At 39.1% G+C, this 8,311-nt stretch carries 6 protein-coding genes and 1 other annotated feature; of the genes, 5 read left to right on the top strand and 1 reads right to left on the bottom strand.

Annotation, left to right across the window (positions count from 1 at the left end; translation table 11 throughout):
• Positions 1-142: 142 nt before the first annotated feature.
• Positions 143-1,108 (bottom strand): YaaC family protein, encoded by a 966-nt coding sequence (locus tag ASU02_RS25240; RefSeq protein ID WP_057768402.1) that lies wholly within the window; start codon positions 1,106-1,108, stop codon positions 143-145.
• 116 nt (positions 1,109-1,224) lie between these two features.
• Between ASU02_RS25240 and guaB the strand changes: the two genes are divergently transcribed.
• From guaB to serS, 5 genes are all read left to right on the top strand, one after another.
• Entirely contained in the window at positions 1,225-2,688 is a 1,464-nt protein-coding gene (gene guaB, locus ASU02_RS25235) for an IMP dehydrogenase (protein ID WP_057768400.1), read from the top strand.
• 606 nt (positions 2,689-3,294) lie between these two features.
• A complete protein-coding gene (locus ASU02_RS25230) occupies positions 3,295-4,674 on the top strand; it encodes a serine hydrolase (protein ID WP_198317492.1) in 1,380 nt (459 codons plus the stop codon).
• A 160-nt stretch (positions 4,675-4,834) separates the two neighbouring features.
• A complete protein-coding gene (pdxS, locus tag ASU02_RS25225; RefSeq protein ID WP_057768394.1) occupies positions 4,835-5,716 on the top strand; it encodes a pyridoxal 5'-phosphate synthase lyase subunit PdxS in 882 nt (293 codons plus the stop codon).
• A gap of 13 nt (positions 5,717-5,729) precedes the next feature.
• Complete coding sequence (gene pdxT / locus ASU02_RS25220) at positions 5,730-6,308, top strand: pyridoxal 5'-phosphate synthase glutaminase subunit PdxT (RefSeq protein ID WP_057768391.1); 579 nt, start codon at positions 5,730-5,732, stop codon at positions 6,306-6,308.
• 69 nt (positions 6,309-6,377) lie between these two features.
• Positions 6,378-6,595: a binding site (T-box leader), on the top strand.
• Between the two features lie 96 nt (positions 6,596-6,691).
• Entirely contained in the window at positions 6,692-7,972 is a 1,281-nt protein-coding gene (gene serS, locus ASU02_RS25215) for a serine--tRNA ligase (RefSeq protein ID WP_057768405.1), read from the top strand.
• The last annotated feature ends 339 nt before the right edge of the window (positions 7,973-8,311 follow it).

Here is an 8,311-nt window from a genome sequence, read left to right as displayed (position 1 = left end):
AAGCTTCTCAGCGCCGATGGTAGTTAGGGGCTGTCCCCTTGTGAGAGTAGGACGTCGCTAGGCAAATGAAAAGAGCATCTGATAAGGTGCTCTTTTTTTGTTATATACAGAATCTGAACGATCAATGGATAAACTAATCAGGCTAACATAATAGTTGTCTTTCTTTCATTAAAAATTGATAAATTAAGAAGGGTCCCTTCTTTGATGTCATATTAAGAAATGTTTGGATAAATGGATAGTCACGATTTGGCATCATTTTTATTATTTCACTCCACCACTCTGTTTCATAGCGAGCAATCATACTTAAATTATATAACAGGAGATAATGGATTAATAATTCAGGAATGTTGTTTAATGTACCTTTTTTTAATGGAAAAGCATATTGACTATCTTCTAAAGAAAATTTTATAGGGAGAATATTATCAATATGGGAATGAGGATATTTAAAATTAATAAAATCCTGGTCAGAATCCTCGATTAGTATCTCTGAAATTGACTTAGTTTTCCAGTAGTCAATAAAGCGAGATTCAGTCATATGATATTGATCTAAAATGCATTTAGATAAAGAGAATGTATCTTGTTGTTTTTTTATTGGAATAAAAGTACTCTTCCCTTCTAGTCTAGAAAAAAATGTACTAAGTTCAGGTATTTGCATAAGCAATTCTTCCATTGATGCCTTTTCACCTTCTAACTGTTTCATGTGAAACATTTTCTCAGCCATGTATGGAAAAAGACCACTTTTTTGAATTTTTACTTCGTCCTGGAAAAATTGGTATTGTTGTTTCTTTTTTTTTCTTGTAGAAACACCGTGCGCCAAAACCGATGTTGTTTCAGGGTAGTTCGGATCAATTGTTAATATACATGCCTTGATTAAATGAACAAGTCCATAAAAAAGAAGGATTGGCTGAATGATTAGTGGGGCAAGTTCAGCTTGCTTGTAATATATTTGTCCATGTTCAAGATAATATATAAAGGGATAGCTTTTTTCATAACTACTAATTTCAGCATTCTCAAGATTCCGCTGCTGATAACAGGTCTTTAAATAGTCTTGAGTAGAGTTTGCTGAAAAAAAAGGAAGAAATGAGTTCCAATTTGTGTATGTAAACATAGAAAATATCCCTCCGTAATTATTAGAAAAATCTAACATATTGAAGTTTCCTTGACAGTATTTTGTCCAATTGATAACCTACTAATAATATTTTCGAGTCTAGGGGGTAAAAAAAGATGTGGGAAAGTAAATTTGTAAAAGAGGGTTTAACATTTGATGATGTATTGCTAGTTCCTTCAAAATCAGAGGTTCTTCCAAGAGATGTAAATTTAAGTGTCCAATTAACGGAAAATGTTAGGCTTAACATCCCGATTATTAGTGCAGGAATGGATACTGTTACTGAGGCGGACATGGCAATTGCGATGGCTCGTCAAGGCGGACTAGGAATTATTCATAAAAATATGTCCATTGAACAGCAGGCCGAACAGGTTGATAAAGTTAAACGTTCAGAAAGCGGCGTTATCTCAGACCCATTTTTTCTCACCCCAGAACAGCAGGTTTTCGATGCAGAACATTTGATGGGGAAATACCGCATCTCCGGAGTGCCGATTGTTAACAATCATGAAGAGCAAAAGCTTGTTGGCATTCTAACCAATCGTGATCTTCGCTTTATCTCTGACTTCTCAATAATTATTTCAGATGTGATGACAAAAGAGAATCTAGTTACAGCTCCCGTTGGAACAACATTAGCAGAAGCCGAAAAAATTCTTCAAAAGTATAAAATTGAGAAGTTACCTTTAGTAGACAGTAATGGAATTCTAAAAGGGTTAATTACCATTAAGGATATAGAAAAAGTCATTGAGTTTCCTAACTCTGCCAAGGATCAACATGGGCGTCTCTTAGTTGGAGCTGCTGTAGGTGTTACGAAGGATACAATGAAAAGAGTTGAAATGCTTGTTAAATCTCAGGTTGATGTGATTGTACTTGATACTGCTCATGGACACTCAAAGGGTGTTTTAGATACAGTTCGTGAAATCCGAAGTACCTACCCTGATTTAGCTATTATCGCAGGGAATGTTGCTACTGCTGAAGGAACAAAGGATTTGATTGAAGCAGGAGCTGATATAGTAAAGGTTGGAATTGGCCCTGGTTCCATTTGTACGACACGTGTAGTTGCAGGTGTAGGCGTTCCGCAGATTACAGCAGTCTATGACTGTGCGACAGAGGCGAAGAAGCATGGAAAAGCAATTATTGCTGATGGCGGAATTAAGTACTCAGGTGATGTTGTTAAGGCACTTGCTGCAGGGGGACATGCAGTAATGTTGGGCAGCTTACTAGCAGGTGTATCAGAAAGCCCTGGAGAAACGGAAATCTTCCAAGGGCGTCGTTTTAAAGTCTATCGTGGAATGGGATCCGTTGCATCCATGGAAAAGGGTTCAAAGGATCGTTACTTCCAAGAAGATAATAAGAAATTTGTTCCAGAAGGAATAGAAGGACGCTTGCCATATAAAGGGCCTCTTTCAGATACGATCTATCAACTTGTAGGCGGATTGCGTTCAGGCATGGGATATTGCGGTACAAAGGACTTAACAGATTTAAGAGAAAATGCTCAATTTGTAAGAATGACTGGCGCAGGATTGAGAGAAAGTCACCCGCATGATGTACAGATTACAAAGGAAGCACCAAATTATTCGATGTAATAATGAGAAAGCAGGGAAGAAATTTTCTTCTCTGCTTTTTTTATTTACATCAGAAAAAATGAATAGTGGTAATGTATAGCTCCACATAGAAAGCATTGTTAGATTGTTAGCATAGCATAGGATTTCTATAATGCCCGAAGAAGCAAAAAAGTGCCGATGTCGGTAATCAAAGAAGACCAATGATGCCCGAAGAAGCAGAAAAGCGCCGATGTCGGTAATCAAAGAGGACCAATGATTCCCGCAGAAGTAAAAAAACGCCGATGTCGGTAATCAAAGAAGACCAATGATGCCCGAAAAAGTAAAAAAGTGCCGATGTCGGTAATCAAAGAGGTCCTATGATTTCCGAAGAAACGAAAAAGCACTGGTACCGGTAATCAATGGATACCAATGATGCCCGAAGAAGCAGAAAAGCCGATGCAGGAAATCAAAGGGTATCTATCACACGAGTATTAGCAGCAGCTAATAGGAGGCTCGTCCCTTTTTCTCACTGTCAGTGCCCTCCTGCCCATACGTCTCCATGCGAGGCAATTCAGCATTTCGAAATAGGTAATTCATCTGCCTATTTTTTATGAGTGAGTTATGTTAAAATAACAAAAGTGTACTAATATGTTGGAGGGCTTTATATTGAAAATAAAACAATATCGTAAATATGTTGCTAGTTTCCTTGTGTTAATAATGGTATTAGGAATATTCCCGAGTTTAAATAGAGCGCATGCAGAGGATATATTAAATATAAATGCAGATGGCGCTATTTTAATAGAGGCAGAAACAGGAAGAGTGCTGTATTCTAAAAATCCCGATCAAGTACTTGGCATTGCCAGTATGACAAAAATGATGACTGAGTATTTACTGCTTGAGGCCGTTAAAGAAGGTCGTGTAAAGTGGGATCAGGAATACGCCGTTGATGAATATGTTTATAAAGTATCTCAGGATTACCCTCGTTTATCGAATGTTCCATTGCGCAGAGATGGAAAATATAGTATTCGTGAATTGTATCAGGCCATGACTATCTATTCTGCAAATGGGGCAACGATTGCGATTGCTGAGACAATTGCCGGTTCAGAAGCCAATTTTGTTAAAATGATGAATAAAAAAGCGGAAGAATTAGGATTACAAGATTACAAATTTGTGAACTCAACAGGATTAAATAACTCAGATTTGAAAGGTTTCCACCATACTGGAAATCTTGAAGACGAAAATGTAATGTCTCCTAGAGCGACGGCAAAGCTAGCGTCACGTTTGATTAGTGATTTTCCAGAGATCCTTGAAACAGCAAGTACACCAAAAATGGTTTTCCGTGAAGGTACGGATGACAGGATTGAAATGGAAAATTGGAACTGGATGCTTCCAAGTCTTGTCTTCGGCTATGAAGGTGTAGACGGTTTAAAGACGGGAACGACTGACTTTGCTGGACTTTGCTTCACGGGTACTGCAGAAAGAAATGGTACACGTTATATTACCGTGATCATGAACGCAAAAGATGAAAAGGGAAACAACACAAATAAAAAGGTTCGTTTTGATGAAACTAGAAAAATGTTTGATTATGCCTTTGGCAACTTTAGTAAAGAGGAATTATTTCCTGAAAATTATCAGGTAAAAGGGAAAAAGACGTTACCTGTTACTAAAGGGAAAGAGGATAAGGTAAAGATTCAAACAAAAGAACCGATTACAATGGTTGTAAAAAATGGGGAAAAAGAAAATTATAAGCCTGAGCTCGTTTTAGATAAAAAGAAGCTAAACGATGAAGGTGAGTTGACAGCACCAATCAAAAAGGGAGAAAAGATTGGTACATTAACAATAAAAGCTAAAGATGGACAAGCATTAAGCTTTTTAAATGAAGATGGACAAAAAAATATTCAAGTCGATGTCGTTGCTGCAGATGATGTTGAAAAAGCAAACTGGTTTGTGCTGATGATGCGGGGAATAGGCAGTTTCTTCGGAAATGTCTGGGGCAGTATTTCTTCAACGGTAAAAGGCTGGTTTTAAAAATTAAGGGTTTCCTGTCTTGACAGGAAACCCTTTTTGTTGTTTATTTTCATTAGGGAAAGGGAATTATTCCGATTGATTTAATAAAATATTTTCTTGCCCGTATTTTTTATCGAATCACCCATCCATGGCTGATGGTATAAGACAAAGGGGGAGCACAATGAAGACAGGAACAGATCGAGTAAAAAGAGGAATGGCAGAAATGCAAAAAGGCGGCGTCATCATGGATGTCGTTAACGCTGAGCAAGCGAGAATTGCCGAAGATGCAGGTGCGGTTGCGGTAATGGCTTTGGAAAGAGTTCCATCAGATATTCGTGCTGCAGGCGGCGTAGCGAGAATGGCTGATCCTCGTATTGTCGAGGACGTTATGAATGCAGTCACAATTCCAGTTATGGCCAAGGCTCGTATTGGCCACATTGTAGAAGCGCGAGTACTTGAGGCTATGGGTGTGGATTACATAGATGAGAGTGAAGTATTAACTCCTGCAGATGAGGAATACCATTTAAATAAAAGAGAATACACGGTTCCCTTTGTTTGTGGCTGCCGTGATCTAGGCGAGGCTGCACGCCGTATTGGTGAGGGTGCTGCAATGCTTCGTACAAAAGGTGAACCTGGAACTGGGAATATTGTGGAAGCCGTTCGTCATATTCGCAAAGTAAATGCGCAGGTTCGTAAAGTAGCAGGAATGAATGAAGATGAGCTAATGACAGAAGCTAAGCTGCTAGGAGCACCGTACGAGCTGCTTGTTGAAATTAAGCACCTTGGACGCCTTCCAGTCGTTAACTTTGCGGCAGGCGGTGTGGCAACGCCTGCCGATGCTGCTCTTATGATGCAGCTAGGTGCAGACGGTGTTTTTGTTGGGTCTGGTATTTTCAAATCGGAAAATCCAGCTAAATTTGCTCGAGCGATTGTTGAAGCAACAACTCATTATCAAGACTATAAATTAATTGCAGAGCTTTCAAAAGAGCTTGGTACTCCAATGAAAGGGATTGAAATTTCATCATTAGCTCCAGAAGCTCGAATGCAGGAGCGCGGCTGGTAAGGAGTGAGTTTGAATGATTAAAATAGGAGTTCTTGGTCTTCAAGGTGCCATAAGGGAGCATATACAATCTATTGAGGCATGCGGTGCGGAAGCCATTGTCATTAAACATAAGGAACAACTTGATGAAGCAGACGGGCTCATTCTCCCTGGGGGAGAAAGCACTACAATGCGTAAGCTGATTGATAAATATGACTTTATGAGAAGTCTAAAAGAGTTTGCTGAGTCGGGTAAGCCAATGTTTGGAACTTGTGCTGGCTTGATCTTATTAGCAAAAAATATTATTGGTTACGATGAACCGCATATTGGTGTAATGGATGTCAAGGTCGAAAGGAATTCATTTGGACGTCAGAAAGAAAGCTTTGAAGCTGATTTAGACATTGCCGGTGTTGCGGAAGATTTTCAAGCTGTTTTTATCCGTGCTCCGCATATTGTACAAGCTGGAGAAAATGTGGAAATCCTAGCTAAGCATAAGGAGCGGATTGTGGCTGCCCGTGAAGGAAATATTCTTGGCTGTTCATTTCATCCTGAGTTAACAGATGATCATCGTTTAACTGCATATTTTATTGACATGGTAAAGGAAGCGAAAAAGTAAAAATTTGAATAATATAGTTGCAAATCGTTCATAATTGTAGTAAATTATGAATTACTTAAATTCAAATAGTTCAAAGCAATGAGAGGAAATAGTAACAGGATATTCATTCTATAGAGAGCCGATGGCTGGTGGAAATCGGTGAGTGATGCTTGTGAATCCATCCTCAAGTAAAGTATGGAAAGCCGCTTTAGGTTAGTAATTACTTTCGGTTAAAACCGTTATTATTTTAAGGTGGAAAGCTTATGCTTTCAACTAGGGTGGCAACGCGGGTAACTCTCGTCCCTTTTTTGGGGACGGGAGTTTTTTGTATTCTGCGGGTCAATGAAATATGGTTTTTAACGGAAATGGTAAAAATTATTTTATTTAAGAAGGAGGAGTTTTTCATGTTAGATATTAAGTTTTTAAGAGCAAATTTTGAAGAAGTGAAAGGAAAATTGGAGCATCGCGGGGAGGATTTAGGTGATTTAGGCAAGTTTGAAGAGCTTGACGGGAAACGTCGGGAACTAATTATCCAAGCGGAGCAGCTGAAGAGTAAAAGAAACGAGGTTTCACAGCAAGTCGCAGTATTGAAACGCGAAAAACAGGATGCTGAGCAGTTGATAACAGAGATGAGACAAGTTGGCGATGAAATTAAGAAACTTGATGATCAACTTAGAGAAGTAGAAGAGACTTTGGAGCATTTAATGCTTAGCATCCCAAATATACCGCATGAAAGTGTACCTGTTGGGGAAACTGAAGATGATAATGTGGAAGCTTGGAAATGGGGAGAAATTCGCGAATTTAACTTTGAACCAAAACCACATTGGGATGTTGCTGATGACTTAGGAATTCTTGATTTTGAACGTGCAGGGAAAGTAACGGGAAGCCGCTTTGTTTTCTATAAAGGTCTCGGTGCGAGATTAGAACGTGCGTTGTTTAACTTTATGCTTGATCTTCATACAGATGAGCATGGATATAAGGAGGTCTTGCCGCCATACTTAGTTAACCGTGCAAGTATGACTGGTACTGGGCAGCTTCCTAAATTCGAAGAAGATGCTTTCCTTATTGAAAACGAGGACTATTTCTTAATACCAACAGCTGAAGTACCAGTTACTAACATGCATCGTGATGAAATTTTAAGTGCTGAAGATCTACCTATTAATTATGCAGCATTTAGTGCTTGCTTCCGTTCTGAGGCAGGATCTGCCGGACGAGATACACGCGGACTTATTCGTCAGCATCAATTTAATAAAGTAGAGCTTGTAAAGTTTGTAAAGCCTGAAGATTCTTATGAAGAATTGGAGAAGCTAACAAAGAATGCGGAAAAGGTGTTACAGTTATTAGGGTTGCCATATCGTGTGCTTCTTATGTGTACAGGTGATCTGGGCTTTACTGCTGCGAAAAAGTACGATATCGAAGTTTGGATTCCAAGCTATGGCACATATAGAGAAATTTCTTCTTGCAGTAATTTCGAGGCATTCCAAGCGAGACGTGCTAATATTCGTTTCCGCCGCGAGCCGAAGGGCAAACCAGAAGCGGTTCATACATTGAATGGGTCTGGCCTTGCGATTGGCCGTACGGTTGCCGCTATTTTAGAAAACTATCAGCAGGAAGATGGAAGTGTCATTATTCCTGAAGTTTTACGCCCTTATATGGGGAACAGGGATGTCATTAAACCTGAATAAGTATAAATTTCTGAGCGGGCTAGCCCGCTCAGAAAATATAATTTAAATTGTGTTGACTTCATATTAAATAAGTGATATAGTATTTCTTGTCGATANTGAAGGGATCGGTCTTGAAAACCGACAGGCGGGTCAAACCGCGCAGGGGTTCGAATCCCCTTTCCTCCTCCATTTAAATTGACATCTAACATGCGCATAAATTGGAGATAAAATCGTTACAAGAGCTGTAACGGTTTTTTTTTATTGTTTTTAATGATTAATAAAGAAAATGAGGCTGGGACATAACTAGCTTCAAATAGTGAGAAAGGTGAATTTGAGAGACCTCAAATTCACCTTTCTCTA

Origin of the sequence: Cytobacillus praedii, from assembly GCF_001439605.1 — a bacterium.
Classification (GTDB): domain Bacteria; phylum Bacillota; class Bacilli; order Bacillales; family Cytobacillaceae; genus Cytobacillus; species Cytobacillus praedii.
The sequence above is the reverse complement of the archived record's forward strand: the minus strand, read 5'-3'. Positions and strand labels throughout refer to the sequence as shown.

Coding starts and splice junctions, on each gene's coding strand:
- ASU02_RS25230 (WP_198317492.1), top strand. CDS start 3,295: ATGTTGGAGGGCTTTATATTGAAAATAAAACAATATCGTAAATATGTT.
- serS (WP_057768405.1), top strand. CDS start 6,692: ATGTTAGATATTAAGTTTTTAAGAGCAAATTTTGAAGAAGTGAAAGGA.
- ASU02_RS25240 (WP_057768402.1), bottom strand. CDS start 1,108: ATGTTTACATACACAAATTGGAACTCATTTCTTCCTTTTTTTTCAGCA.
- pdxT (WP_057768391.1), top strand. CDS start 5,730: ATGATTAAAATAGGAGTTCTTGGTCTTCAAGGTGCCATAAGGGAGCAT.
- guaB (WP_057768400.1), top strand. CDS start 1,225: ATGTGGGAAAGTAAATTTGTAAAAGAGGGTTTAACATTTGATGATGTA.
- pdxS (WP_057768394.1), top strand. CDS start 4,835: ATGAAGACAGGAACAGATCGAGTAAAAAGAGGAATGGCAGAAATGCAA.